A 25,748-nucleotide genomic window follows, 5' to 3' on the forward strand; every position below is an offset into this window, starting at 1 on the left:
TGGTACATAACTATAACTAGCTTAATTCAAAATTATATATTCCTGAAATTAAGTTAAATCGTAATCCAAATCTTCTAATCTTATTGCGATAACGATAAACTAGTATTTTAAATCTTTTTAATCTAACAAAAACATGTTCAATGGCAATTCTAACTTTACTTAAAAAGCTATTATATTCCTTTTTATCTGGATTTAAGGGATTATTTTTACTCTTTTTAATTGGCAATAATGTATTTTTATGAACATTTTGCAAACCTTGATAGCCTGAATCGGCAATTAATTCTAATTTTGGATTTATAAGTGTATTTGATTTTAAAAATAACTTATAATCATGAATACTGCCATAACAAAAATCTACTGAAATAATTTTATTGTTAAATAAATCAATAATTATTTGCGATTTTAATGAATGTTGCCTTTTCTTACCAGAAAATAATAATTTTAGTTTTTTTTAATTCTTTCAATTGGAATTTCTGTAGCATCAATTGCTAATAAATTATTATTAGTAACTTTATGTTCCAATAATATCTTTTTGCCAGGTATATGAAAGTGACTATTTTTTATTAGAGTATTTTCAACTCAAAAGATATTACGAATACAACTAACATGACTAATATTATATTTTTTTGCAATAATACGATATGTACTATATTCTTTTCAGTATTCTAAAGTCATAAGTAATCTTTGCTCTATTGATAATTTATTTGGTCTACCACCAATTTGTTTTTGTTTAGCTTTAGCTTCTTTTAAAATTTCTACCATTTTCATGAAAGTTTTATATTTTATGCCTATTAGACTATAAAATTCATTTTCGTCTTTGTATTTATCTAACATTTGTACTTCACCTAGTAAATAATATTATCAAAATAGTAGATAAAATTAAAGGTTATGTACCAAGTCTAATCTTTATTTTTATTACCCAGAGATAAACTAAAAATGCGAGTTTTTTTAATTTCAAGCGGTAAATCTATGTTATCTTGAAATTTAATTTTAGCTCCACCGCCAATTTTGCTAGGAATTAAAAAACTATTATAAATATTAAAAAATTCTAATTTACAACTATTACCACATTGACTAGGGTTTGTGGCTCGTTTTTCTCGCTTTATAAAAGATTGTTCCATACTAGGTTTTAGTGATTGTTTTGTATCAAAGAAGGCACCTAGAGGGACTAAACCAATAAAAGCTATAACTAACAACGACATAAATTTATACATATTTATTTGTCCTTTCTTTTGCGTTTAACTTCTTAAAATAAAGTATATTGTTGATAAAATGCCAATTGTTCCAAGAATAATAAAAATTGGATGTTGAGAAAATAACCTAATCATTGGTTTAAATAATTGTAAAAATTCACTGTTAGCCACAATAACTTTATTAAAATATTCCAATCCTTCATTTACAAAACGCCATAAACCAAGAAATTCATCAAAAGCAAAAATAGAAAAAACGGTAATTAAAAGAAAAATTATAACTAGTTTAAACATTATTTTTTACCTCACTCTTTAACAGATTTGTTAGCTCTTGTCTTTTTATAACTTTCTTTGGCTTGCATTCCAATACCTAAAATAGCAACAAAGACAAAGTTAACAATTAAAGAGATTAAAGGAATAATGATAATCCGAATTCCGGTACCAGGAATAGTCATACTTCAAATTAAATCAAAAACTTTATAAATAATATCAGCAAAAAATGATGCCATTTTTTCTAGATTTGCCATAATTAAGTATCCTTTCTTAGATTAAAATATATGATAGTTAACTCCCTTGCTAGTAGCGAGAATTTTAATAAAGAAGTAATTATAATAAATACTTACAATAACAACTGAAGGTGTTCTCCTAAAACTTATAAGGGCGTTGGGAAAACATAGATAAAGTAGTATAAAATTTCTTAGTAGCATTTTTTATCGTTTTAATTCCTCTAATTTACAAACTTTTTAGAAAATAAACAAATATAAATAAAACACTATTCTCGCTACTAGCAAGAGAATTAATTCTTATCTTTCAAATTACTTTTTAGTAATTCCATAATACGACTAAATTTTTCCATTTTAAGGTATTTTAGTATTTTTAAATCAACTTCGGTAGTTTCATAAAATTTATCTTCATAAGTATCAACAACAATGCGATTAGCAACCGGGCGTAAAAAAGATAAATACTTGTTGTCATAACACTCTAAAACGGACATTGGAATTTTTAATTTAAAAAAGTAGATATCTAATTCCGGAATATTACGATATTTAGTTTTACGACCTTTTTTATTATTTTTAGCATCAATTAAACTCGTGCGTCAGCGTTCGTATTCTTCTACAGATTTAAAAGTGCCATAGATAACTTTTAAGTAGGGGCGAAAAATATTAACTGATTTCTTAGTAATACCAACAATAACCGAATTAGCAATATCTCTGACTTTAACCCAAATATGTTCAGGTCGTTGTCCACTCGCTAAAACAATATGACCAAAATGTCTAACTAGAGCAAAATATTCTTGTAAACCTTGAGTTGATTTATCATTTTCTTTATAATCCGTTCCTTCTAAAAACAAGTTCGTTTCATCTCATAACAATAAATGTTTTTCTTCTAATATCGGATATTCACTATCCAATAACGACATATGCCCTAAAGATAACATTTGTTGGTCTAAAATTGGAAAAGTTGAAGCCGTCTTTCATTTTTTCTTACCTAAAAGTTTTGAAGCAAAAACTAATAAAGCGGTTTTACCAGTTCCCAATGAACCAATCACAATATTTAATGGCGACTTGAATAAAAAGTTAATAAAGGATTTACGATTAACCCATTGCATAAATTTAGTAATTAAAATTAAACAATTTAAAATAATACCAATGATATGGAAAAATGAAACTCAATATTGTGGATTAATAACAACAAGAAAAGCATAATAATATCAAGAAATAATAAAGAAAGTGCGATTTAAGCTAACAAAGTCATTAATTTTTTCACAGATATTTTTTAGAAATTTAAACATTATCGCACCCCTTTATTTTTTTTAATTACTATTAACGAACTCTTAATAGTAGTTTTTCAAACATTCCAAAAGCAAATAAGAATAATCCAACAATTGCCGGAAATAAAAAAATTCAATAAGTAGCAAAGAAATCTACTACTAATGGCATTTGCCCACTGATAATGTCGCTTCAGATTTTTCCAAAAAGTCCTACCATACTATCTCACAAATTACTAATGGCTTGTTTTCCAGTAATTGCTACTGGTGCATCAGCTAAGAAAGTTGTAAACATATAATCACCCCCTTTCTTTTCAAAATATTTATCCTATATTTATTAACAAAAATAAGATTTAACTTTAGCCAAATTGTAAAGTTAAGTGCAACTAAATTATTTTTCTAACCAAATATTCGATTGGCGAAAGATAATTTAGTATTTTTCTTGGTCTTTGGTTTAAAGACAATATAAATTTATGAACTGCATTTTTAGTAGTGTTTGAAAAATTAAATTTTTTAGGAAATTTTTCTCTAATTAAACCATTAGTATTTTCATTAGTACCTCTTTGTCAAGGTGAATATGCATCAGCAAAATAAATTTTCACATTTAAATTTTTTTCAAGTTGTTGTCAATTAGCAAATTCTTTACCCCTATCAAATGTTATAGTCTTAACAAGATTATTTGGAAGAATTGATAAATAATGACTAATATTTTTGTTAATAACTTTAGTAGTTCTATTTTCAACTAATATTGCTAAAGTAAATCTTGATGTTCTTTCAACTAAAGTTATTAAACATGATTTACTTTTACCTCGTGATGATACTACAGTATCACCTTCTCAATGGCCAAGAGTTATGCGATTATTAACATTTCGTTCTTTAATGGATTTACCATTAAATTTACCCCGATTTTCTTGAGATTTTCGTTTCTTACCTTTTCTTCTTAAATTTTTACTAGTAACCTTTTCAAGTAATCCAGAATAAATTCAATTGTAAATTGTTTTAAAACTAATAATTCATTCTTGATGAAAATTTTTAATTCTGCCATAAATTTGTTCAGGCGATCAACCTAATAATAATTTTTGTTGTACATATTTTACTAATTCTCTATTTTTAAATTTATGAAAATAAACATGTAATTGTTTTCTATTTTCTGCTTTATTTTGTGCAATTAATGAAAAATAATGATTATTATCTTTATTTCTATTAACTTCTCGATTAATAGTACTAATACTTCGATTAAGATTTTTAGCTATTTCACTAATTTTTACTTTAAATTTCAATTGATTCTCAATATAAATTCTTTCATCTATGCCAAGATGTTTGTATCCCATATAAAAACTCCTTAAATTTACTTTTTCTAAAATAAACTTAGCATCATGAAATTTTTATATGAAATCTTTTGCAATTTTATTTACTTGCACTTACAAGTATAATTCAGCTTTATAAAATAAAATCAACATAAATAAGATAATAACTGTTGTTAGTAATCAAAAAGCGATGTTGGTTGTTAAAAGTCAAAGCGGTTCTTCAGTTAAATTAATTTCTTTACCACCAGTAATATGAGCTGGAATAGTTGTAATTTGGATAAACAAATCTCAGAAAGTTTGTTTAATTTGTTCTCAATTTAAATCTTTTCAAACAACTAGAAACATTAGACTTGGTACATAACCTTTAATTTTATCTACTATTTTGATAATATTATTTACTAGGTGAAGTACAAATGTTAGATAAATACAAAGACGAAAATGAATTTTATAGTCTAATAGGCATAAAATATAAAACTTTCATGAAAATGGTAGAAATTTTAAAAGAAGCTAAAGCTAAACAAAAACAAATTGGTGGTAGACCAAATAAATTATCAATAGAGCAAAGATTACTTATGACTTTAGAATACTGAAAAGAATATAGTACATATCGTATTATTGCAAAAAAATATAATATTAGTCATGTTAGTTGTATTCGTAATATCTTTTGAGTTGAAAATACTCTAATAAAAAATAGTCACTTTCATATACCTGGCAAAAAGATATTATTGGAACATAAAGTTACTAATAATAATTTATTAGCAATTGATGCTACAGAAATTCCAATTGAAAGAATTAAAAAAAACTAAAATTATTATTTTCTGGTAAGAAAAGGCAACATTCATTAAAATCGCAAATAATTATTGATTTATTTAACAATAAAATTATTTCAGTAGATTTTTGTTATGGCAGTATTCATGATTATAAGTTATTTTTAAAATCAAATACACTTATAAATCCAAAATTAGAATTAATTGCCGATTCAGGCTATCAAGGTTTGCAAAATGTTCATAAAAATACATTATTGCCAATTAAAAAGAGTAAAAATAATCCCTTAAATCCAGATAAAAAGGAATATAATAGCTTTTTAAGTAAAGTTAGAATTGCCATTGAACATGTTTTTGCTAGATTAAAAAGATTTAAAATACTAGTTTATCGTTATCGCAATAAGATTAGAAGATTTGGATTACGATTTAACTTAATTTCAGGAATATATAATTTTGAATTAAGCTAGTTATAGTTATGTACCAAGTCTATTGAAATAAACACTTAATCGGAAGAAAGAGAATCCCAATGAAACTGGCAAATAACACAATGATTACAAGAATTGAGAACAAAAATACTACTTGGGGCGGTAAATCGGCAGTTGGATAAATTAATTCAATTAATTTAATAATTACATCTTTTAACATTGCTTTATCCTTTCGTTTGGATTTCTTGATTTTGTTTTTCATTTTTTTCAGTTAAATAAGATAATTTAACAATAGACTTGGTACATAACCTTTAATTTTATCTACTATTTTGATAATATTATTTACTAGGTGAAGTACAAATGTTAGATAAATACAAAGACGAAAATGAATTTTATAGTCTAATAGGCATAAAATATAAAACTTTCATGAAAATGGTAGAAATTTTAAAAGAAGCTAAAGCTAAACAAAAACAAATTGGTGGTAGACCAAATAAATTATCAATAGAGCAAAGATTACTTATGACTTTAGAATACTGAAAAGAATATAGTACATATCGTATTATTGCAAAAAAATATAATATTAGTCATGTTAGTTGTATTCGTAATATCTTTTGAGTTGAAAATACTCTAATAAAAAATAGTCACTTTCATATACCTGGCAAAAAGATATTATTGGAACATAAAGTTACTAATAATAATTTATTAGCAATTGATGCTACAGAAATTCCAATTGAAAGAATTAAAAAAAACTAAAATTATTATTTTCTGGTAAGAAAAGGCAACATTCATTAAAATCACAAATAATTATTGATTTATTTAACAATAAAATTATTTCAGTAGATTTTTGTTATGGCAGTATTCATGATTATAAGTTATTTTTAAAATCAAATACACTTATAAATCCAAAATTAGAATTAATTGCCGATTCAGGCTATCAAGGTTTGCAAAATGTTCATAAAAATACATTATTGCCAATTAAAAAGAGTAAAAATAATCCCTTAAATCCAGATAAAAAGGAATATAATAGCTTTTTAAGTAAAGTTAGAATTGCCATTGAACATGTTTTTGCTAGATTAAAAAGATTTAAAATACTAGTTTATCGTTATCGCAATAAGATTAGAAGATTTGGATTACGATTTAACTTAATTTCAGGAATATATAATTTTGAATTAAGCTAGTTATAGTTATGTACCAAGTCTAATGTTAAAAATTGGTAAACGAATAAATACGATGGATTATCGTGATTTATTAATTAGACTTGGTACATAACTATAACATTTTATGCCGACTAAACTATAAAATTCATTTTTATCTTTGTATTTATCTAACATTTGTATTTCATCTAAAAAATAATTATCAAAATAGTAGATAAAATTAAAGGTTATGTACCAAGTCTATTAGAGAATTACAAAAACATTATGTGAATATTAATTATGACAAAATAATTGTTTGTGGCGATGGTGCTACTTGAATTAGAGAAATTGCCAATAGTTTTGGTAATGTTAGATATATTTTAGATGGTTATCACACTATTAAAAAATTAAAACAAACGGCATTTAATATTATTTTTGAAAATCGCAAATTAACACTAAATAGTTGAATTGAATTATATAAAAATGGAAATCATCAAGAATTGATAAAAAACATTCGTAATGTCGCTAAAAATGAATTAAATAAAGATATTAAAACAAATTTAAGGAGGGCGAGTAATTATTTCAGTAATAATAAGCACGGCATTCATAATCAAAATTTAGAATGAAATATCGGTTGTAGCATCGAGAGTGATGTATCACATTTAGTAAAACAACAATTAGGATATGGAGCAAAAATATATAATCATAAGAATTTAAATAACTTATTACAGTTAAGAATGGCAAATTTAAACAAATTAAATGTATTACATTAGACTTGGTACATAACCTTTAATTTTATCTACTATTTTGATAATTATTTTTTAGATGAAATACAAATGTTAGATAAATACAAAGATAAAAATGAATTTTATAGTTTAGTCGGCATAAAATGTTATAGTTATGTACCAAGTCTATTATATTAATGAAAATATTAATTCAGAAATAGAAATCAGAAAAGAAATAGACTTGGTACATAACCTTTAATTTTATCTACTATTTTGATAATATTATTTACTAGGTGAAGTACAAATGTTAGATAAATACAAAGACGAAAATGAATTTTATAGTCTAATAGGCATAAAATATAAAACTTTCATGAAAATGGTAGAAATTTTAAAAGAAGCTAAAGCTAAACAAAAACAAATTGGTGGTAGACCAAATAAATTATCAATAGAGCAAAGATTACTTATGACTTTAGAATACTGAAAAGAATATAAGACTTGGTACATAACTATAACTAGCTTAATTCAAAATTATATATTCCTGAAATTAAGTTAAATCGTAATCCAAATCTTCTAATCTTATTGCGATAACGATAAACTAGTATTTTAAATCTTTTTAATCTAGCAAAAACATGTTCAATGGCAATTCTAACTTTACTTAAAAAGCTATTATATTCCTTTTTATCTGGATTTAAGGGATTATTTTTACTCTTTTTAATTGGCAATAATGTATTTTTATGAACATTTTGCAAACCTTGATAGCCTGAATCGGCAATTAATTCTAATTTTGGATTTATAAGTGTATTTGATTTTAAAAATAACTTATAATCATGAATACTGCCATAACAAAAATCTACTGAAATAATTTTATTGTTAAATAAATCAATAATTATTTGCGATTTTAATGAATGTTGCCTTTTCTTACCAGAAAATAATAATTTTAGTTTTTTTTAATTCTTTCAATTGGAATTTCTGTAGCATCAATTGCTAATAAATTATTATTAGTAACTTTATGTTCCAATAATATCTTTTTGCCAGGTATATGAAAGTGACTATTTTTTATTAGAGTATTTTCAACTCAAAAGATATTACGAATACAACTAACATGACTAATATTATATTTTTTTGCAATAATACGATATGTACTATATTCTTTTCAGTATTCTAAAGTCATAAGTAATCTTTGCTCTATTGATAATTTATTTGGTCTACCACCAATTTGTTTTTGTTTAGCTTTAGCTTCTTTTAAAATTTCTACCATTTTCATGAAAGTTTTATATTTTATGCCTATTAGACTATAAAATTCATTTTCGTCTTTGTATTTATCTAACATTTGTACTTCACCTAGTAAATAATATTATCAAAATAGTAGATAAAATTAAAGGTTATGTACCAAGTCTAATATATAAAAATTCATTATGAAATAAATATAATAAATGCCAAATTGTAAAGTTAAGTGCAACTAAATTATTTTTCTAACCAAATATTCGATTGGCGAAAGATAATTTAGTATTTTTCTTGGTCTTTGGTTTAAAGACAATATAAATTTATGAACTGCATTTTTAGTAGTGTTTGAAAAATTAAATTTTTTAGGAAATTTTTCTCTAATTAAACCATTAGTATTTTCATTAGTACCTCTTTGTCAAGGTGAATATGCATCAGCAAAATAAATTTTCACATTTAAATTTTTTTCAAGTTGTTGTCAATTAGCAAATTCTTTACCCCTATCAAATGTTATAGTCTTAACAAGATTATTTGGAAGAATTGATAAATAATGACTAATATTTTTGTTAATAACTTTAGTAGTTCTATTTTCAACTAATATTGCTAAAGTAAATCTTGATGTTCTTTCAACTAAAGTTATTAAACATGATTTACTTTTACCTCGTGATGATACTACAGTATCACCTTCTCAATGGCCAAGAGTTATGCGATTATTAACATTTCGTTCTTTAATGGATTTACCATTAAATTTACCCCGATTTTCTTGAGATTTTCGTTTCTTACCTTTTCTTCTTAAATTTTTACTAGTAACCTTTTCAAGTAATCCAGAATAAATTCAATTGTAAATTGTTTTAAAACTAATAATTCATTCTTGATGAAAATTTTTAATTCTGCCATAAATTTGTTCAGGCGATCAACCTAATAATAATTTTTGTTGTACATATTTTACTAATTCTCTATTTTTAAATTTATGAAAATAAACATGTAATTGTTTTCTATTTTCTGCTTTATTTTGTGCAATTAATGAAAAATAATGATTATTATCTTTATTTCTATTAACTTCTCGATTAATAGTACTAATACTTCGATTAAGATTTTTAGCTATTTCACTAATTTTTACTTTAAATTTCAATTGATTCTCAATATAAATTCTTTCATCTATGCCAAGATGTTTGTATCCCATATAAAAACTCCTTAAATTTACTTTTTCTAAAATAAACTTAGCATCATGAAATTTTTATATGAAATCTTTTGCAATTTTATTTACTTGCACTTACAAGTATAATTCAGCATATATAATAAAAAAGAAAAAATAAATTTACAAAAAACCGCTAGTAATGTGCAAGCGCCGTTACAACAATTTAGTTTATCACAAACCGAAGAAAAAAGAAGTTTTTTAAAAAAAGAGCGGAAAATTCCAAAATATCAACGCCCAAAAGAAAAAAATTCTAATGATAAAAATTCTCATAAATTGAAATTAAAACCTCATAGTAAAGATTTACATTGTAAAGAACCTACTAACAAGGAAGAAAAATCAAATTCATTTAGTCATCATCATCTTCATTCGTCTCTGCAACATAATATTGATGCGATTAAAAAAACAGAAAAATGATTTGCAAAGCAAAGCATTGATTCTAAAGAAGTTATACAATTAAAAGGGAAAATTGCTGCAGCTAATATTCCAAAAGAATTTGAAAATTTACAAGAAAGTTTTATTAGTTTAAATATACAAGAATTTCAAGCAGAATCAAAATGATGATATGAAAAAATCATTAATTTTGATGAAAACAACATTGATAAATTAGCAAAAGAAATTAAAGAAAAAATTGCTAGTCTTGATATTAAAGAAAGAAAATTAAATTTAGAACAATTAACTATTTTACAATTAGGAAAAGAAAACCAAGATGCAGAATTAGCAATGATTATTAATGTTAATCGTGGTGAATTATGAGACCACAAATATGGTCGGCCAGCGATTAGTTTAGGAAAAACAATTGATAATGGCAAAGAATTAGTTTTAGTTGGTACAACGAGAGAAATCAAAGGGTTGCCTTGTTTTACTTTAAATTTTATTGAGGATAAAACGACATATTTTTATTTTAAAAATATTATTACGATTGAAAAAGAACATAATAAAGGTTGATGAGATAAAGAAAACAAACCAACCTTAACGCGAAGTGAAATTGCCATATTATTTGCACAAATCGATGATTATAATGAAAAAAATGCAAATTTTTTGCATCAAGTAAATAATGATAACCAACAAATTGCAAAAGATTTACCAGTCTGAAACCCATCCGCAGAGCAAGTAGATTCAGTAGCAACGACAACTTGGTTGGAAACACAATGAGATGCGACAGGTGCTAAACCGAAAAATAAATTTAATGACACCCCAAAACTATTTCCACAAAAGGAATTATTATCTAATGAACCACAAGCAGGAACTAGTTTTGATCGGAGTATAATTTTTAACCTTGAAGCAGAAACTGCCAAAGTAGCAGAGCAAATGTTAGCACAACAAGCGAAGGAAAAACAAGCAAGAGAAAAAAGACAACAAGAAAAAGAAAAGCAAGCAAGAGAAAAAACAGTAAAGAAGAAACAGAACAAAAACAGAAAACAGAAGAAGAAAAAAGACAAAAAACCGCTTTGTTTAGTTAAAAATAATAGATTTTGTTATTTAAAAGAGGAATTAAGAAGGGAACGAATAATATGACTAAGAAGAAAAAGGATCTTGTTGCAAAAAGACAAGAAAGTGAAAAGCCACAAGCGAAAGAAGAATATCGGGGATTACTTGATGATTCAGGTTCAGAATCAGATATTATTTGACAAAAACCAACGCATCGTATAAAGAAATTCCAAAAAAAACCTAATGAGCAATTTTTAAGAATGCGGAAATTGTTTCAACAAAAAAAGCAGTTAAACTTAAATCCTAAACAAAAACAAACTTCAAAAAGAAACAAAAAAATAAAGTTAACTTCAAGTTGTTTGTTGCCAAAAAAATTAAATAATAAGACTTTAATCGCTGTATTGGGAATTTCACTTTCTTTAATTATTATTGTGATTTTAATTTTTTTTGCTTAAAAATCAATAAATATAATATTGTTCTGATATATAAACAAAAAGATTATCAAGCACAGTTACAAACAAATATTAGACAATTTCATCAATAGTTTTTGCAATATAATAACCATTAAGTAATGCAATGTTAAAATAACAAAAATTGCAATTAGAATAAAATTTTAGAAAATATATTGATTTCATAGTTAGCATTAGAAAAATAATTAAGTTTTAAAAATAAATTCTGAAAAAGGTAAAATAGAAACAAACCAATAAAATTACAGGATATCATTTTCCTTGTTCCTAATAATAATAGTGATAATAAGAAATTATTATTATCCATTATTATTAGGATTTTTAATTATTTTTTCTTAAAAATACTCCTAAATTATAAAAAGATGTAATTTATTGCTATTTGTTGTAAAATTAATAGGGAAAGTTAATAAATTTGAGAAGGTGAAATTGATGAAAGGACGAGTTGTTATTGGTATGAGTGGGGGAGTGGATTCTTCCATTGCGGCATATTTATTAAAACAACAAGGATATGATGTTATTGGATTATTTATGCGTAATTGAGATTCATTAGTAAATAATGATATTTTAGGAAATAAATCGATTAACGATGCTATTTGTCCAATGCAAGTTGATTATTTAGATGCTAAAAAAGTTGCTGAACAATTAAATATTGATTTATATCGTATTAATTTTGTTGAGGAATATTGACAATATGTGTTTACTTATTTTTTAGAAGAATATAAAAAAGGACGCACCCCTAATCCTGATATTTTATGTAATAAATATATTAAATTTTCTGCTTTTTTAAATTATGCATTGGAAAAGTTAAATGCTGATTATATTGCTATGGGACATTATGCTAAAGTTAAATATAATGATGAAACAAAAAAATATGAATTATTAAAAGCCAAGGATGAAACAAAAGATCAAACTTATTTTTTATCACAATTAAATCAAGAACAGTTAGCAAAAACTATTTTTCCTTTAGGCGATATTAAAAAAGTGGAAGTTAGGCAATTAGCTAAGAAATTAAATTTAGTAACAGCTAATAAAAAAGATTCAACAGGAATTTGTTTTATTGGTAAAAGGAATTTTAAACAATTTTTACAAAATTATATTCCTGCCCAAGTTGGTAATATTGTTGATATTAAAAGTAATAAAGTTATTGGGACGCATCAAGGGATTATGTATTATACGATTGGTCAAAGAAAGGGCATTGATTTATCAGGAATGAATAATCGTTATTTTGTTGTTGGTAAAGATTATCATCAAAAAATTCTTTTTGTTGCTAGTGGCAGTGATAAGGAATGATTATGAGCTAATGGTTGTTTAGTTACTGATGTTAACTGAATTAATAATTCTTTACCATTATTAAATTTACCGATTACAGCAAAGTTTCGTTATCAACAAATTTCTTATGATGTCAAATTATTATTATTAGATAATAATTGTGTTAATGTTGTTATTGCAAATAAGGTAAGAGCTCTTACTCCAGGGCAAGTTGCAGTATTTTATCAAGGTGATGTTTGTTTAGGTAGTGGAGTAATTGATCAAGTATTTAATGATGATAAATTATTAAATTATTTATAAGTTATGCATATTAGGAGGAATTAATGTTAAAAAAATTAAAAGATAAAATTTTATCTAAAAGCTCTTTAAAATATGAAAAAGGGTTGAATAAATCCCGAAAATCCTTTTTACAAAAATTACAGATTTTAGTTACTAAGCATCGTGTTATTGATGAAACATATTTTGAAGAATTAGAAAATACATTAATTTTAGCTGATGTTGGCGTTAAAATGGCATTGCAAATTGTTAATGAAATTAAAAATGAAGTTAGAATTAATAATATTAAGGATCCTGAAATAATTAATGAACTTATTATTGATAAGATGTTTGCTATTTATGCTAGTAATTCGTTTATTACAACGACTTTAAATGTTTTGGATAATCAATTAAATGTTATTTTGGTTGTTGGTGTTAATGGTGCTGGTAAAACAACATCAATTGCTAAATTAGCTTATTTGCTATTACAACAAAATAAAAAAGTTTTATTAGTAGCAGGGGATACTTTTAGAGCTGGTGCTGTTGAACAATTATCGCAATGAGCAAAACGCTTGCAAGTGCCAATTGTGGTGCCTAGTAAAGAACAACAAGATCCTGCTAGTGTTATTTATACGGGTATTAAAAAAGGTCAAGAATTAGAAGTTGATGTTGTTCTTTGTGATAGTGCGGGCAGGTTACAAACTAAAACTAATTTAATGAATGAATTAAATAAAATATATAAAGTTATTCAAAAGGTAATCATTGATGCCCCCCATGAAACATTATTAGTAGTTGATGCCACAACGGGACAAAATGGCATTTCCCAAGCACAAAATTTTACCGAGGTAGCCCCAGTTACGGGAATTATTTTAACCAAGATGGATGGTTCTTCTAAGGGAGGAATTATTTTAGCGATTAAAGAAAGTTTAAATATTCCTGTAAAATATATTGGTCTTGGTGAAAAACTTGATGACTTGGAAGAATTTGATTTAGAACAATATATTCAAGGATTAACAACAAAAGAAGTTACTAGTAGATAGGATAAGGATGAAAATGTGAGATATTAGTAAGACTAATGAATTAAATTTATTATATGATTTATATAGTAAGTTATTAACACCGAAACAGCAAAAATACTTTTCGCTTTATTTAATGGAAAATTTTTCATTACAAGAGATTGCTAATGAATTAAATGTTTCGCGTAGTGCTGTTCACGATGCGATTAGTAAGATAATTAATATCCTAAATACTTATGAAGAAAAGATGCAGTTATTAGCAAAAGATATTCGTCGAAAAACATTATATGCATATTATGAAAATGAAACGGAAGCAAATGTGGAAATGTTAATTGCTGAGTTAAGAAAAATTGATTAGAAAGAAGGAAAAATATGAATATTTTAGTTATTGGTGATATTTATGGTCAAGTTGGTCGTAGTATTTTAGAAGAATATTTAGCATCATTAAGAAAAGATTATCAAATTGATTTTGTCATTGTTAATGGAGAAAATATTAGTCATGGAAAATCAATGATTAAAGAGCATTATAATTTTTTAAAGCGAATTAAGGTTGATGTGATTACGGGTGGTAATCATACATTTGATAAGCCGGATATGTTAGATTTAATCATTGATAATGATGATATTTTACGACCATTAAATAGTAATCCTTACCATTCTGGTAAAGGTTCTTCAATATTTACTGTTAAAGATAAGAAAATTCGCGTTACCAATTTAATTGGTAATGCTTTTATGGGTTCATCACAAAATGCATATTTTGAAATGGATACGCTCTTAAAAGAAGATGACAGTGATATTCACTTAGTTGATTGTCATGCTGAAGCAAGTGCTGAAAAAATTGCTTTAGCTTGAAATTATGATGGTAAGATTACAGCATTATGAGGAACGCATACGCATGTACAAACTAATGATGCGAGAATTTTGCCAAAAGGAACAGGATTTATTACTGATATTGGAATGACGGGAGCTTATTATTCAATTATTGGTGCTAATCCAACGGAAGTTATTTATCGTCAGAAAAATAATTTGCCAATTAAATTTAAACCAGCAATTGGTGAGGGGCAAATTAATGGTATTGTTTTATTTATTGATGATATTACTAATAAAGTTATAAAAATTGAAAATATTAATATTAATCCACACAAAGAATATCCTAAGGTTATTAAATAATTATGATTTTTATTAATTTTTTACGAAATTATTGAATGTGATTTTTACTAGCATTTATCGTTGTTTTTGTTTTATATTTTATTTTCCGTCGAATTTATAATTTATTAAGAATTAGTGTTAGCGAAGTTTTATCAATTCAAAAACCCGAAATTAGAAAGCATTCATTAATAATGAGTGATTGCTTTTCCTTGTCGGCTAATTATCAAGTTGATATTAATAAAAACAAATTAATTATTTTTGTTCATGACTTTTTCAATAGTAAAGCTGATTTTAAGTTTTGTAATATACCACAGATGTTTAGTACAATCAAGAAAAATATTAAAAAAGGAGAAATTAATTTATTAATTCTTGTAATTTTTGAAATGGTGATTTATTTTGTAATGCTGAATGACAGCGTTGGAAGTTGTAATAGTAATAATATTGATTTAAGAAATGTTGTAGTTCGTTTTGATTTAGTTTTTTATCCTTAACATAAAATAATTTAGTATAATGTTGATGAAACCGCTCAATTTTACCGTTACTTTGTGGCGAACGAATTGGAGTGGTTTCATGGATAACCCCATTCCTTGAAAGAAAGGCCGTAAAAGGTCTTTCTTTTACTTTGTATGCTTTTTTATTACTTCAATTAGTAGTCGTAAATTCTGGAGCATTATCAGTACGAAGGGGTCGCGTTTAGTTTTCTTAGGTATTTTTTAAAAAAGAAAAAATAGTCATTTACTATAAATTATTTCAATATGCAAATTAAGTATATATTTCTTATGTATGATTTTTGTTGTAAAAAATTATTTTAATGTTGTTTTTATAAGCATTTTACTTAGTTTTTATAACCTTTTATTAAGAATATGTTTGTTAATATTAAATATTTTGTTTTATTAATTATTTTTCAAGTAAAAAGGTAATAAATTTTTAGTTGCTTTTCTTTCAAAATTATTCAAATCTTTACCCACCTAACAAAACTTTATGCGCCCAAGAATATTTTGCTTCGGCTCGACAATTTACCCATATCGTATTAGCAAGCGGACAACGAGCTGAACATATATGAGTTAAAGTTCGCGATATTGCGAATTCAATAATTGTTGGTATTAGAAAAAAACCAGTTAGTATTTTCCGACCCTATTTACAAGTTATTTACGGCACTTTTAAATCGGTAAGCGAATACGAACAATGACGATTAACTCTGATTAATGCTAAAAATGATAAAAAAGGTCGCAAAATCAAGTACCGTAGCATTCCGGAATTAGACATTTATTTCTTTAAATTGAAAATTCCGATGTCAATTTTAAACCTTTATGATAATAAATATTTATCATTCTTGCGTGAATTAAGTAATCGTGCTTTGAATGATAATTATCAACATAAATTTTGAAATGATAATGTGATGGATATTGAAGCATTAGAATATTTAAAAATGGAAAAATTTAGTAAGATACTTACTAAGTGCCAAATTGTAAAGTTAAGTGCAACTAAATTATTTTTCTAACCAAATATTCGATTGGCGAAAGATAATTTAGTATTTTTCTTGGTCTTTGGTTTAAAGACAATATAAATTTATGAACTGCATTTTTAGTAGTGTTTGAAAAATTAAATTTTTTAGGAAATTTTTCTCTAATTAAACCATTAGTATTTTCATTAGTACCTCTTTGTCAAGGTGAATATGCATCAGCAAAATAAATTTTCACATTTAAATTTTTTTCAAGTTGTTGTCAATTAGCAAATTCTTTACCCCTATCAAATGTTATAGTCTTAACAAGATTATTTGGAAGAATTGATAAATAATGACTAATATTTTTGTTAATAACTTTAGTAGTTCTATTTTCAACTAATATTGCTAAAGTAAATCTTGATGTTCTTTCAACTAAAGTTATTAAACATGATTTACTTTTACCTCGTGATGATACTACAGTATCACCTTCTCAATGGCCAAGAGTTATGCGATTATTAACATTTCGTTCTTTAATGGATTTACCATTAAATTTACCCCGATTTTCTTGAGATTTTCGTTTCTTACCTTTTCTTCTTAAATTTTTACTAGTAACCTTTTCAAGTAATCCAGAATAAATTCAATTGTAAATTGTTTTAAAACTAATAATTCATTCTTGATGAAAATTTTTAATTCTGCCATAAATTTGTTCAGGCGATCAACCTAATAATAATTTTTGTTGTACATATTTTACTAATTCTCTATTTTTAAATTTATGAAAATAAACATGTAATTGTTTTCTATTTTCTGCTTTATTTTGTGCAATTAATGAAAAATAATGATTATTATCTTTATTTCTATTAACTTCTCGATTAATAGTACTAATACTTCGATTAAGATTTTTAGCTATTTCACTAATTTTTACTTTAAATTTCAATTGATTCTCAATATAAATTCTTTCATCTATGCCAAGATGTTTGTATCCCATATAAAAACTCCTTAAATTTACTTTTTCTAAAATAAACTTAGCATCATGAAATTTTTATATGAAATCTTTTGCAATTTTATTTACTTGCACTTACAAGTATAATTCAGCAAGTTAAAAAATAATCTGAAGAAGAAAAACAAGTAAAGGAGTTTAAAAAATGGAAAACTTAGAAAAAATGGCTAGTTTAATTGGCGATATGTTTTATAAAGTTTTTGATTTAATTTGAACTTTAACCATTCCTGGAACAGATATTCGCATTATTATTTTTCCGCTAATTATGCTTGTGATAAATCTTGTAATTGGTGGCATTTTAGGTATTCATATCGAACGACCAAAAGTTGGTTATCGTAAAAAATATCAAAAATCAGTTGCTAATTGAGGAGCTAAGAAAAAATCATCTAGTGGTCCGATTAAGAAATTTAGTGGTAATAGTCCTAAAAACAGACCGTGAGTTAATCAACATGGGCGGCGAATAAAAAGGTAGGTATTTAAAATGTTTAAATTAATAATATTATTTATTCTTGTTGCTGTTTTTTCTATTTTTGCTTTAAATGACTTTTTAGGTTTGTGAGCCTATGTGCGTGAGGGTTTAGAATATTTTAATAAAGTTTTATCAAATAATATTAAAATTTTAGATTTGTTTAAACCAATGATAAGGTTATTTTCCCAACATCCGATTTTCCAAATTTTAGGAACGATTTGCATTTTATCAACAATATACTTTATTTTAAGAAGTTAAACACAGAAGAAAGGATAAATAAATATGTATAAATTTATATCGTGGTTAGTTATCGCTTTTATTGGTTTAGTCCCTCTGGGTGCCTTCTTTGATAGAAAACAACCACAAAAACCTAATATGGAACAATTTTTTATGAAACGAGAAAAACGAGCAACAAATCCTAGTCAATGTGAAGATAGTTGTGAATTAGAGTTTTCCAGTATTAAGAATAGTGGTTTAATTATAATCCCTAATGTAAAAAGTGTTATGATTGATTTTACTAAAAGTGATATTTTATTACCTAATTTTCTATTACCACAAAAACAATTTTATTTAGCTAGTTCAGAATTTACTAATCTTTATAACAAAAATGGTGTTTATAAAAAAATAAATGGTTATCGTATTTATAATTTTACTTATGATGTTGATAGTTATTGACTCGAAGAAATTGTTAATGTTAAAATTTCATTTGAAAAAGTTTCAAGTCTTTATCGTATAGTTTTATTTTCTGCCGAAATGCCCCCTTTGCCAGAAAAAGATAACGAACAACCGCTGCCTACGAAAATAACTAAAAATGATGGTGAATATCAATATACTCAGTTTCAAGATAAGTTAGATTATTTAATGATACAACGGCGAGATTTTGATAAATTTAATTATAGTTATTTATATTGAGTTCCCATTTTTAATTTCTTTGATGATAATTTTAAATATATGAGTGAAATGTCAATTGAATTAAATGGTTTTAAACAAAATAGTAAATTTACTTTAATTCGTAGTTTTGAACCTGAAAACTCATTAGACTTGGTACATAACTATAACATTTTATGCCGACTAAACTATAAAATTCATTTTTATCTTTGTATTTATCTAACATTTGTATTTCATCTAAAAAATAATTATCAAAATAGTAGATAAAATTAAAGGTTATGTACCAAGTCTAGTGAAGTAATTATGATTACTTTTACTAGTAATAAAAATACTTGACAGCACCTATTACCTAATAATACAAAATTTGCTAAGCAAACAATTATTCAAAAAAGAAAATTAAAAAATGATTAAAAAAACTACTAAAATAAACAAAAAAACGGTAAAATATTAACATATCTAAAAAAATAAGGAGCTTATTAATGGAAAAACATCCTGCGGTTAAAGAAATTTTATTTACCCATCAACAAATAATTGAACGAACTAAAGCGTTAGCATTAGAAATTAGTAAATACTATCAAGCTAACGACTCAACAATTATTATTTTAGGAATTCTTAAAGGATGTATTCCGTTTTTAGCTGAATTTATTAGTCACTTAACAATTGAATGTGAAATTGACTTTATGGCGATTGCTTCTTTCCACGGTGGAACCGAAGCTAGTAGCACACCGCAAATTATTATGGACATTAACCAAGATATTACTAATCGTGATATTTTAATTATTGAAGATATCATTGAAAGTGGTGCCAGTTTACTAACCATCAAAGAATATTTATTTCTAAAAGGAGCTAAAACCGTAAAAATGGTAACATTATTAGACAAAACTAAAGGAAGAAAGGTAGAACTTAACGCTGATTGAACCGGTTTTAAAGCCCCCCAAGAATTTCTTATTGGTTATGGTCTTGATTATCAAGAAAAACTCCGTAACTTACCTTATGTTGCCATTGCTGATATGGAAAAAATAGCCCTCCTAGAAAAACAATAATTTCTCTAAACAAAAATACCTAACATTATACAATGTTAGGTATTTTAATTAAATTATTACTTTATTCACAATTCAATCCCTAGAAAAGCAATAAACAAACTACCCACCAAATATGTTAACGCCAAGGTAACAAGAAAATAAAATAGCAACGCCTCACGAGGTTTTTTAGGATTCAAAATGCTATTTCATAATACAGCACTAGTTCCCAAACTAGAAAACAAAAAAGCAATTAAATAAATCGCAATTTTAATTAAATGAATTGATAACGCCGTATCCACAAATAAACTCCCTTCTACTAAAAATTAGTCATCTTAGTATGCCGATCTTTTGCTAACTGTAATAAATGATCTTTCGCTTTATCATCATATTCAATATAATCAGTTAAAATTTTAACTTCTTTCTTTGTTGAATATAATATTCCCGAAGAAATAAGTAACTTATAAGTTTTTTTATGTTGTTTAACAAACATTTGTGCTATTTCTAAATTAGCAACAATAGGAATATGTTGTTCTAAAATTCCGATATAACCTTCAGTAGTTTTAACAGTTACAATTTCAACAACATCATCAAAGAAAATTCCTAATGGTGTTATAATTTTTAGTTTTATCGCCATTACTTTAACCCTCTGCTAATTCTTTAGCCTTAGCAATCGCTTCTTCAATGCTACCAACAAACAAAAACGCTTGTTCTGGTAATTTATCATGTTTACCAGCTAATATTTCTTTAAAACCTTGAATCGTTTTTGCTATCGGAACATAACTACCTTTCATTCCCGTAAATTTTTCAGCAACCGAAAATGACTGGGATAAAAAATTTCGAATCTTTCTAGCACGATTAACAAGCAATTTATCTTCATCTGATAATTCTTCCATTCCCAAAATTGCAATAATATCTTGTAATTCTTTAAATCTTTGTAAAATTTGTTGCACTTTTCTAGCAACTTGATAATGTTCTTGACCAACAACTTCTGGATCTAATAATCGCGAAGAAGAACTTAAAGGGTCAATCGCTGGATAAATCCCTAAAGCCGCAATACTACGATCTAATACCGTTCTAGCATCTAAATGACTAAAAGTAGTTGCTGGCGCCGGATCGGTTAAATCATCAGCGGGAACATAAATTGCTTGTACCGATGTAATTGAACCTTTCTTTGTTGAAGTAATTCTTTCTTGTAAAGCTCCCATTTCTGTTGCTAAAGTTGGCTGATAACCTACTGCTGAAGGCATTCTTCCTAATAAAGCCGAAACTTCACTTCCAGCTTGCGTAAAACGAAAAATATTATCAATAAACAATAACACATCTTGATTTTGCTCATCACGAAAATACTCAGCCATTGTTAATCCTGTTAATGCCACGCGCATTCTAGCACCCGGAGGTTCATTCATTTGTCCAAAAACTAATGCCGTTTTATTAATAACATTAGCTTCAATCATTTCATAATATAAATCATTCCCTTCACGAGTTCGTTCACCAACACCAGCAAAAACAGAAATTCCACCATGTTCTTTAGCAATGTTATTAATTAATTCTTGCACCAAAACCGTTTTACCAACACCAGCTCCACCAAAAAGACCAATCTTACCACCACGAGCATATGGAACTAACAAATCAATTACTTTTATTCCCGTCTCTAAAATTTCCGCTGTTGTGCTTTGTTCTTCATAACTCGGAGCAACACGATGAATTGGCATTCTTCGGGTTCCTTTGGGAATTATTGAACCATCTAACGGTTCACCTAAAACATTAAAAATTTTTCCTAAAGTTTCTTTTCCTACGGGAACCATAATTGCTTTTCCAGTATCAATCGCTTTTAAACCTCTAGTTAATCCTTCTGTTGGTCCCATTGAAATTGTTCTCACAATATCATCGCCTAATGCTTGCATTACTTCAACAACTAACTTTTCACCATTATTATCAATTTCCACAGCATTATACAAATTAGGTAAATTGTTATGCGAAAAACGAATATCAATAACTGGTCCTAAAATTTGAATAACTTTACCTTCATTATGCTTTTGTTTTTCAACTTTTTTCATAATTATCTCCTTTCCTAATTTGTACTATCAGCCGCTGCAATAATTTCCGCAATCTCTTGCGTTATTTTAGCTTGACGAGAACGATTATATTGCAATGTTAAATTATCTTTCAACTCATTAGCATTATTAGTAGCATTTTCCATTGCTAACCTTCTTGATGCTTGTTCCGATACTTGCGATTCACTAATGGCACTATAAATAATAGTATTTAAATATAATAAAATTGTTGTTTCTAATACCGTTTGCGCATCCGGTTCAAACTCAAACAATGAATTTTGCTGAGTATTAATTTTAGCAATTGGTAACAACTGCAATACTGTTGGTTGAAACGAAATACTATTAATAAATTTTGTATAAACTAATTTAATCCGTTCAATTTCTTTATTATTAAACATACTTAAAACTTGAAAGCCAATTTCTTGTGCTTGATGATATTCAAAATTTAAATCTAAATTAGAATAACTACTAATGACATTATAATCACGATTTTGATAATAACTAATCCCTTTCGCACCAATTACAATTAATAAATCACTTTTTTTAATTTCTGGGATGACTAATTTATGAATATTATAGTTATAACCAGCACAAAGACCAATATTAGAATTAATAATAATTCATACTGTTCGAAAATGGGAACCAGCATCTTTTTGTAAATATATAGAATCATTAGTATTGCTAATAATATGATGAAAAACATCATACATTTCTTCACTATAAGGTCTAATCTCTTGAATTCTTTTACTAGCTTTTTTCAATTTTGCTGTTGATACTAATTGTAAAGCACGAGAAATTTTACCAATCGTATTAATTGTTTGAATACGATTTTTAATCCGAAAATCTTGTGGCATAACTATTAATGACGACCTTTTTTAACTTTAATTTTACCTTGAATCAATAACAATTCTCATTGTTCTTTTGTCCCATAACTCGTAATTTCATATTTATCAATTTTACTAACTAAATGATAAACTACTTTAATAATTTCCGTATCAACTTTACTTTTTAACTCTTTAGAAAAGGTTTTAACTTTTTTTAATTCCTGATATATCTTATGAGCTTCTTTATTATTTTTAAAATAAGTAATAATATTTTCTTTAAACAATAAAATCTTATCTAAAGGAATTCATTGAATTCTTCGTAAATTAATTGCTAATAATAAAATTGCTTGATTAGTTTGTGATAATGGATTATATTGCGTTTGTTTTAAAATATCAATCGCTCGTTGTCCATGTTCTAAAACTCTTTTTGTCATCTCATCTAAGTCCGAACCAAATTGGGCAAAAGCTTGCAATTCATTATATTGTGCTAATTCTAACTTTAATGTTCCCGCAACCTGCTTAATGGCCTTAATTTGCGCAGCACTACCAACTCGCGAAACTGAAAGTCCAAGATCAACAGCGGGACGAATCCCCGCATTAAATAATTGACTAGTTAAAAAAATTTGACCATCCGTAATAGAAATAACATTTGTCGGAATATAAGCTGAAATATCACCAGCTTGCGTTTCAATAATTGGTAACGCTGTAATTGAACCATTACCATTATCTTTATTTAATCTTGCTGCTCGTTCTAACAATCGTGAATGCAAGTAAAAAACATCACCGGGATATGCTTCTCGCCCTGGTGGTCTTCGTAACAACAAGGCCATTGTCCGATATGCAACCGCATGCTTACTTAAATCATCATAAACAATTAAAACATCTTTCCCTTGTTCCATTCATTCCTCAGCAATAGTAATACCCGTATATGGTGCTAAATATTGTAATGGTGCTAATTCACTGGCTCCAGCAGCAACAATCGTCGTATAACTCATTGCTCCCGTTTGTTTTAATCGTTCCACAATTTGGGCAACAGTAGAAGATTTTTGACCAATGGCAACATAAACACAATTAACATCTTTCCCTTTTTGATTCAAAATCGTATCAATCGCAATGGCGGTTTTACCAGTTTGGCGATCACCAATAATTAATTCTCGTTGTCCTTTACCAATAGGAATCATCGCATCAATTGCTAAAATACCTGTTTGTAATGATTCATCAACTGATTGTCGCGTCATAACCCCCGGAGCAATTCTTTCAACAGGGCGTTTCTTTTTACTTTTAATCGCACCTTTACCATCAATCGGTTGTCCTAAGGCATTAACAACTCTTCCTAGTAACTCATCACCAACAACAGTTTCAACAACTTGTTTCGTGCGTTTAACAGCATCGCCTTCCTTAATATAAGTATCATCACCCATTAAAACAACACCGACAGCATCTTCTTCTAAGTTTAAAACCATTCCATAAACATCATTATCAAAAAGTAATAATTCACCCAGCATCGCTTTATCTAAACCATGAAGCACAGCAATTCCATCACCGACGCTAATAACACTCCCTTCTTCACTTAATTCCATCTTTTTACCATAATGTTTAATTTGACTTTTAATTACATCAGCAATTTCATTTACCTTAAATGACATCAATATCACCTGCCTTACTTATTTTCAATATTTCGTTTCATTGCTAATAATCGTCCTTTTATTGAACCATCAAAAATTTGATCTTGAACTTTTACTTTTATACCCGCAATTAAACTAAGATCAATTTTATTAATTAATTCCACTTTTTGTTGTAAAATTTTTCCAATTTTCTTCTCAATTTTATCAATAACTTCTTCTTGCAATTTTATCGTTGAAAAAACAATCCCATAAAAAACATTTGCTCTTTCATTGCACAGATTACGAAACACTTTAAGAATTAATCTTACTTGCCGAAAATTATTGCGATCAATTAATAATTTAAAAAAATTAACAAAAATATCATTAGCTTTATCTTGAAAAATTTTATCAATAATCTTTTTTTGTTTTTGTTTTTCTAAATTATGTGTTGACAAAATATCAATAATTCGTGGATATTCAAAAAATAATTTAATTAAATGAATTGATTGCCTTAACATAATGTCAAGTTGTTTTTCTTCTTCGCCTAGCTTTAGTAGTGCTCATGCTCAATTTTGAATCATTAAACTAACTCCTAATCTAATTGTTTAATAAAATCATCAATCAAAACTTCATTTTGTTCACGATCAATCTCTTTTTCCAAAATATTTTGTGCCATATTAAAAGCAACATCAATAATCTCTTGACGAATGTTTTCTTCCGCTTTAATCCGCTCTTTTAAAATATCTCTTTGCGACTGTTCATCAATTAACTTCGCCTCAATGCTCGCTTGATTAATAATTTCTTGTCTTTGCGTTAAAGCTTCCACTTTAGCATCATCAATAATTTGTTGTGATTGCATTTTAGAATCCTTTAATAACGAATTAGCTTCTGTTTCATACTTTGTTGCTTGTGTTTGTTTCCTAATCGCATCATCAATTAAATCTTTAATAATACTTCTTCGCTTTCGCATTAATTGTTTAAAAGGTTTATAAAGAAAAAAACCTAAAACAACTAATAAAACAACAGTTGCTAAAATATGAGCAATGAATACCCACACATTAGGAAATAATTGATTAATAATATTTTCTTGTTCAATTTTATAAAAAATTGCTAAATAACTTAACAACATCT

General features: G+C 26.5%; 37 protein-coding genes. 16 read left to right on the forward strand and 21 right to left on the reverse strand.

Going from position 1 to position 25,748, the window contains the following annotated elements; all coding sequences use genetic code 4:
* Nucleotides 1–16 precede the first annotated feature (16 nt).
* The 9 genes from ACFEL5_RS04735 to ACFEL5_RS04775 all read right to left on the reverse strand — a co-directional run bounded on the left by ACFEL5_RS04735 (nt 17) and on the right by ACFEL5_RS04775 (nt 4,610).
* On the reverse strand, nt 17–439 hold the full coding sequence (locus ACFEL5_RS04735) for a transposase family protein (protein ID WP_375315769.1): 423 nt from the start codon (nt 437–439) through the stop codon (nt 17–19).
* Nucleotides 440–441: 2 nt separating this feature from the next.
* Nucleotides 442–834: a transposase family protein gene (locus ACFEL5_RS04740; protein ID WP_375315019.1), complete on the reverse strand. Its 393-nt coding sequence runs from the start codon at nt 832–834 to the stop codon at nt 442–444.
* A 65-nt stretch (nt 835–899) separates the two neighbouring features.
* Nucleotides 900–1,214, reverse strand: coding sequence for a hypothetical protein (locus ACFEL5_RS04745; protein ID WP_375315106.1), 315 nt, complete (start codon nt 1,212–1,214; stop codon nt 900–902).
* A gap of 24 nt (nt 1,215–1,238) precedes the next feature.
* Complete coding sequence (locus ACFEL5_RS04750; protein ID WP_338966804.1) at nt 1,239–1,484, reverse strand: hypothetical protein; 246 nt, start codon at nt 1,482–1,484, stop codon at nt 1,239–1,241.
* Nucleotides 1,484–1,717 (reverse strand): hypothetical protein, encoded by a 234-nt coding sequence (locus ACFEL5_RS04755; RefSeq protein ID WP_338966805.1) that lies wholly within the window; start codon nt 1,715–1,717, stop codon nt 1,484–1,486. The genes ACFEL5_RS04750 and ACFEL5_RS04755 overlap by 1 nt, the downstream gene beginning before the upstream one ends.
* A gap of 269 nt (nt 1,718–1,986) precedes the next feature.
* The gene (locus tag ACFEL5_RS04760) at nt 1,987–2,982 is read right to left on the reverse strand and encodes a hypothetical protein (protein WP_375315107.1); all 996 of its coding nucleotides are present in this window, start codon (nt 2,980–2,982) and stop codon (nt 1,987–1,989) included.
* A gap of 31 nt (nt 2,983–3,013) precedes the next feature.
* Nucleotides 3,014–3,253 (reverse strand): hypothetical protein, encoded by a 240-nt coding sequence (locus tag ACFEL5_RS04765; RefSeq protein WP_338966925.1) that lies wholly within the window; start codon nt 3,251–3,253, stop codon nt 3,014–3,016.
* Nucleotides 3,254–3,344: 91 nt separating this feature from the next.
* Complete coding sequence (locus ACFEL5_RS04770; protein WP_338966716.1) at nt 3,345–4,289, reverse strand: IS30 family transposase; 945 nt, start codon at nt 4,287–4,289, stop codon at nt 3,345–3,347.
* A 90-nt stretch (nt 4,290–4,379) separates the two neighbouring features.
* A complete protein-coding gene (locus ACFEL5_RS04775; protein ID WP_375315108.1) occupies nt 4,380–4,610 on the reverse strand; it encodes a hypothetical protein in 231 nt (76 codons plus the stop codon).
* A 68-nt stretch (nt 4,611–4,678) separates the two neighbouring features.
* Here ACFEL5_RS04775 and ACFEL5_RS04780 point away from each other — a divergent pair, with 68 nt between their 5' ends.
* The 6 genes from ACFEL5_RS04780 (at nt 4,679) to ACFEL5_RS04805 (ending at nt 7,865) form a co-directional block, all read left to right on the forward strand.
* Nucleotides 4,679–5,071, forward strand: coding sequence for a transposase family protein (locus ACFEL5_RS04780; protein WP_375315019.1), 393 nt, complete (start codon nt 4,679–4,681; stop codon nt 5,069–5,071).
* Nucleotides 5,072–5,130: 59 nt separating this feature from the next.
* Nucleotides 5,131–5,496, forward strand: a complete 366-nt coding sequence (locus tag ACFEL5_RS04785) for a transposase family protein (protein WP_342224590.1) — start codon at nt 5,131–5,133, stop codon at nt 5,494–5,496.
* A gap of 318 nt (nt 5,497–5,814) precedes the next feature.
* A complete protein-coding gene (locus ACFEL5_RS04790; RefSeq protein WP_375315019.1) occupies nt 5,815–6,207 on the forward strand; it encodes a transposase family protein in 393 nt (130 codons plus the stop codon).
* A 59-nt stretch (nt 6,208–6,266) separates the two neighbouring features.
* Nucleotides 6,267–6,632 carry a transposase family protein gene (locus ACFEL5_RS04795; protein ID WP_342224590.1) on the forward strand — a complete coding sequence of 122 codons (366 nt, stop codon included), beginning with the start codon at nt 6,267–6,269 and terminating at the stop codon, nt 6,630–6,632.
* A gap of 242 nt (nt 6,633–6,874) precedes the next feature.
* Nucleotides 6,875–7,360: a UPF0236 family transposase-like protein gene (locus ACFEL5_RS04800; RefSeq protein ID WP_375315037.1), complete on the forward strand. Its 486-nt coding sequence runs from the start codon at nt 6,875–6,877 to the stop codon at nt 7,358–7,360.
* Between the two features lie 256 nt (nt 7,361–7,616).
* Nucleotides 7,617–7,865 carry a hypothetical protein gene (locus tag ACFEL5_RS04805; protein ID WP_375315109.1) on the forward strand — a complete coding sequence of 83 codons (249 nt, stop codon included), beginning with the start codon at nt 7,617–7,619 and terminating at the stop codon, nt 7,863–7,865.
* Here the strand turns inward: ACFEL5_RS04805 and ACFEL5_RS04810 are convergent.
* The 3 genes from ACFEL5_RS04810 to ACFEL5_RS04820 form a co-directional block, all read right to left on the reverse strand.
* Nucleotides 7,825–8,247: a transposase family protein gene (locus tag ACFEL5_RS04810; RefSeq protein ID WP_342224593.1), complete on the reverse strand. Its 423-nt coding sequence runs from the start codon at nt 8,245–8,247 to the stop codon at nt 7,825–7,827. The two genes, ACFEL5_RS04805 and ACFEL5_RS04810, sit on opposite strands and share 41 nt — an antisense overlap.
* 2 nt (nt 8,248–8,249) lie before the next feature.
* Entirely contained in the window at nt 8,250–8,642 is a 393-nt protein-coding gene (locus ACFEL5_RS04815) for a transposase family protein (RefSeq protein ID WP_375315019.1), read from the reverse strand.
* Nucleotides 8,643–8,771: 129 nt separating this feature from the next.
* Nucleotides 8,772–9,716: an IS30 family transposase gene (locus ACFEL5_RS04820; RefSeq protein WP_338966716.1), complete on the reverse strand. Its 945-nt coding sequence runs from the start codon at nt 9,714–9,716 to the stop codon at nt 8,772–8,774.
* 156 nt (nt 9,717–9,872) lie between these two features.
* Between ACFEL5_RS04820 and ACFEL5_RS04825 the strand changes: the two genes are divergently transcribed.
* The 5 genes from ACFEL5_RS04825 (at nt 9,873) to ACFEL5_RS04845 (ending at nt 15,336) form a co-directional block, all read left to right on the forward strand.
* Entirely contained in the window at nt 9,873–11,381 is a 1,509-nt protein-coding gene (locus tag ACFEL5_RS04825; protein WP_375315110.1) for a hypothetical protein, read from the forward strand.
* Nucleotides 11,382–12,055: 674 nt separating this feature from the next.
* Nucleotides 12,056–13,195, forward strand: a complete 1,140-nt coding sequence (mnmA, locus tag ACFEL5_RS04830) for a tRNA 2-thiouridine(34) synthase MnmA (RefSeq protein WP_338967488.1) — start codon at nt 12,056–12,058, stop codon at nt 13,193–13,195.
* Nucleotides 13,196–13,218: 23 nt separating this feature from the next.
* Entirely contained in the window at nt 13,219–14,190 is a 972-nt protein-coding gene (ftsY, locus tag ACFEL5_RS04835; protein WP_338967491.1) for a signal recognition particle-docking protein FtsY, read from the forward strand.
* Between the two features lie 7 nt (nt 14,191–14,197).
* The gene (gene ylxM, locus ACFEL5_RS04840) at nt 14,198–14,524 is read left to right on the forward strand and encodes a YlxM family DNA-binding protein (RefSeq protein ID WP_338967493.1); all 327 of its coding nucleotides are present in this window, start codon (nt 14,198–14,200) and stop codon (nt 14,522–14,524) included.
* Between the two features lie 14 nt (nt 14,525–14,538).
* Nucleotides 14,539–15,336: a TIGR00282 family metallophosphoesterase gene (locus ACFEL5_RS04845; RefSeq protein WP_375315111.1), complete on the forward strand. Its 798-nt coding sequence runs from the start codon at nt 14,539–14,541 to the stop codon at nt 15,334–15,336.
* Nucleotides 15,337–15,669: 333 nt separating this feature from the next.
* Here ACFEL5_RS04845 and ACFEL5_RS04850 read toward each other — a convergent pair whose 3' ends face one another.
* Complete coding sequence (locus ACFEL5_RS04850) at nt 15,670–15,891, reverse strand: integrase core domain-containing protein (protein ID WP_375315770.1); 222 nt, start codon at nt 15,889–15,891, stop codon at nt 15,670–15,672.
* Between the two features lie 355 nt (nt 15,892–16,246).
* Between ACFEL5_RS04850 and ACFEL5_RS04855 the strand changes: the two genes are divergently transcribed.
* Nucleotides 16,247–16,816 (forward strand): hypothetical protein, encoded by a 570-nt coding sequence (locus ACFEL5_RS04855; RefSeq protein ID WP_375315112.1) that lies wholly within the window; start codon nt 16,247–16,249, stop codon nt 16,814–16,816.
* Here the strand turns inward: ACFEL5_RS04855 and ACFEL5_RS04860 are convergent.
* The gene (locus ACFEL5_RS04860) at nt 16,800–17,744 is read right to left on the reverse strand and encodes an IS30 family transposase (protein WP_338966716.1); all 945 of its coding nucleotides are present in this window, start codon (nt 17,742–17,744) and stop codon (nt 16,800–16,802) included. The two genes, ACFEL5_RS04855 and ACFEL5_RS04860, sit on opposite strands and share 17 nt — an antisense overlap.
* Before the next feature lie 157 nt (nt 17,745–17,901).
* On the opposite strand from ACFEL5_RS04860, the gene ACFEL5_RS04865 reads away from it, so the two are divergent.
* From ACFEL5_RS04865 to hpt, 4 genes are all read left to right on the forward strand, one after another.
* Nucleotides 17,902–18,228, forward strand: a complete 327-nt coding sequence (locus ACFEL5_RS04865; RefSeq protein WP_375315113.1) for a hypothetical protein — start codon at nt 17,902–17,904, stop codon at nt 18,226–18,228.
* Nucleotides 18,229–18,237: 9 nt separating this feature from the next.
* Nucleotides 18,238–18,483 (forward strand): hypothetical protein, encoded by a 246-nt coding sequence (locus ACFEL5_RS04870; protein WP_338968042.1) that lies wholly within the window; start codon nt 18,238–18,240, stop codon nt 18,481–18,483.
* Nucleotides 18,484–18,507: 24 nt separating this feature from the next.
* The gene (locus tag ACFEL5_RS04875; RefSeq protein WP_375315114.1) at nt 18,508–19,380 is read left to right on the forward strand and encodes a hypothetical protein; all 873 of its coding nucleotides are present in this window, start codon (nt 18,508–18,510) and stop codon (nt 19,378–19,380) included.
* Between the two features lie 212 nt (nt 19,381–19,592).
* Complete coding sequence (gene hpt / locus ACFEL5_RS04880) at nt 19,593–20,156, forward strand: hypoxanthine phosphoribosyltransferase (protein WP_342189722.1); 564 nt, start codon at nt 19,593–19,595, stop codon at nt 20,154–20,156.
* A gap of 56 nt (nt 20,157–20,212) precedes the next feature.
* On the opposite strand, the gene ACFEL5_RS04885 is transcribed toward hpt, so the two are convergent.
* Genes ACFEL5_RS04885 through atpF form a run of 7 tightly spaced genes read right to left on the reverse strand, consistent with a single transcriptional unit; the run spans nt 20,213 to nt 25,746 of the window.
* A complete protein-coding gene (locus tag ACFEL5_RS04885; RefSeq protein ID WP_342189723.1) occupies nt 20,213–20,434 on the reverse strand; it encodes a hypothetical protein in 222 nt (73 codons plus the stop codon).
* Between the two features lie 17 nt (nt 20,435–20,451).
* Nucleotides 20,452–20,769, reverse strand: a complete 318-nt coding sequence (locus ACFEL5_RS04890; RefSeq protein WP_338966869.1) for a F0F1 ATP synthase subunit epsilon — start codon at nt 20,767–20,769, stop codon at nt 20,452–20,454.
* Between the two features lie 4 nt (nt 20,770–20,773).
* On the reverse strand, nt 20,774–22,192 hold the full coding sequence (gene atpD, locus ACFEL5_RS04895) for a F0F1 ATP synthase subunit beta (protein WP_338966871.1): 1,419 nt from the start codon (nt 22,190–22,192) through the stop codon (nt 20,774–20,776).
* A gap of 14 nt (nt 22,193–22,206) precedes the next feature.
* Nucleotides 22,207–23,043: an ATP synthase F1 subunit gamma gene (gene atpG, locus ACFEL5_RS04900; protein WP_338966874.1), complete on the reverse strand. Its 837-nt coding sequence runs from the start codon at nt 23,041–23,043 to the stop codon at nt 22,207–22,209.
* Nucleotides 23,044–23,048: 5 nt separating this feature from the next.
* Nucleotides 23,049–24,659, reverse strand: a complete 1,611-nt coding sequence (gene atpA / locus ACFEL5_RS04905) for a F0F1 ATP synthase subunit alpha (protein ID WP_338966876.1) — start codon at nt 24,657–24,659, stop codon at nt 23,049–23,051.
* Between the two features lie 14 nt (nt 24,660–24,673).
* Nucleotides 24,674–25,198: a F0F1 ATP synthase subunit delta gene (locus ACFEL5_RS04910; RefSeq protein ID WP_338966879.1), complete on the reverse strand. Its 525-nt coding sequence runs from the start codon at nt 25,196–25,198 to the stop codon at nt 24,674–24,676.
* Nucleotides 25,199–25,209: 11 nt separating this feature from the next.
* Complete coding sequence (atpF, locus tag ACFEL5_RS04915) at nt 25,210–25,746, reverse strand: F0F1 ATP synthase subunit B (protein ID WP_342189724.1); 537 nt, start codon at nt 25,744–25,746, stop codon at nt 25,210–25,212.
* Between the last annotated feature and the right edge of the window lie 2 nt (nt 25,747–25,748).

The organism is Spiroplasma endosymbiont of Tipula paludosa, assembly GCF_964264785.1.
Lineage (GTDB): Bacteria > Bacillota_I > Bacilli_A > Mycoplasmatales > Nriv7 > Nriv7.